Origin of the sequence: Streptomyces olivaceoviridis, from assembly GCF_014650115.1 — a bacterium.
GTDB classification, from domain to species: domain Bacteria; phylum Actinomycetota; class Actinomycetes; order Streptomycetales; family Streptomycetaceae; genus Streptomyces; species Streptomyces olivaceoviridis.
In genome coordinates, this window is sequence record NZ_BMUI01000129.1 from 1 (window position 1) to 611 (window position 611).

General features: G+C 51.9%; 1 protein-coding gene. It reads left to right on the forward strand.

Annotation, left to right across the window (positions count from 1 at the left end; translation table 11 throughout):
• A partial coding sequence (locus tag IE273_RS45605) for an asparagine synthase-related protein (protein ID WP_189820567.1) occupies window positions 1-598 on the forward strand: 598 nt, incomplete at its 5' end.
• Window positions 599-611: the final 13 nt, after the last annotated feature.

A 611-nucleotide genomic window follows, 5' to 3' on the forward strand; every position in this document is an offset into this window, starting at 1 on the left:
GGATCATCTTCCACTCGAAGCACGTGTGCCATTCCTGGACAAGGAGTTTATCAATGAGGCAATGAGCATAGATCCTGAGTGGAAGATGATCCGACCTGATCTTGGAAGAATTGAGAAGTGGGTGCTGAGGAAAGCATTTGATGACGAGGAGCAACCATTCCTGCCAAAGCACATTCTGTACAGGCAGAAAGAGCAGTTCAGTGATGGTGTTGGCTATAGCTGGATTGATGGCCTAAAGGCTCACGCAGAATCAAATGTGACCGATAAGATGATGTCAAATGCAAAGTTCATCTACCCGCACAACACCCCGACTACAAAAGAGGCCTACTGTTACAGGATGATATTTGAGAGGTTCTTCCCCCAGAACTCGGCGATCCTGACGGTGCCAGGCGGGCCAAGCGTTGCATGCAGCACGGCAAAGGCGGTAGAGTGGGATGCTCAGTGGTCGGGGAACCTGGATCCCTCAGGGAGAGCAGCACTTGGAGTCCATCTCTCGGCCTATGAACAGGAGCATCTCCCAGCAACCATCTTGACAGGAACCAGCAAGAAGCCGAGGATGATCGAGGTTGCAGCGCCTGGTGTCGCAATTGAGAGTTGATGGTGTCCTGTCC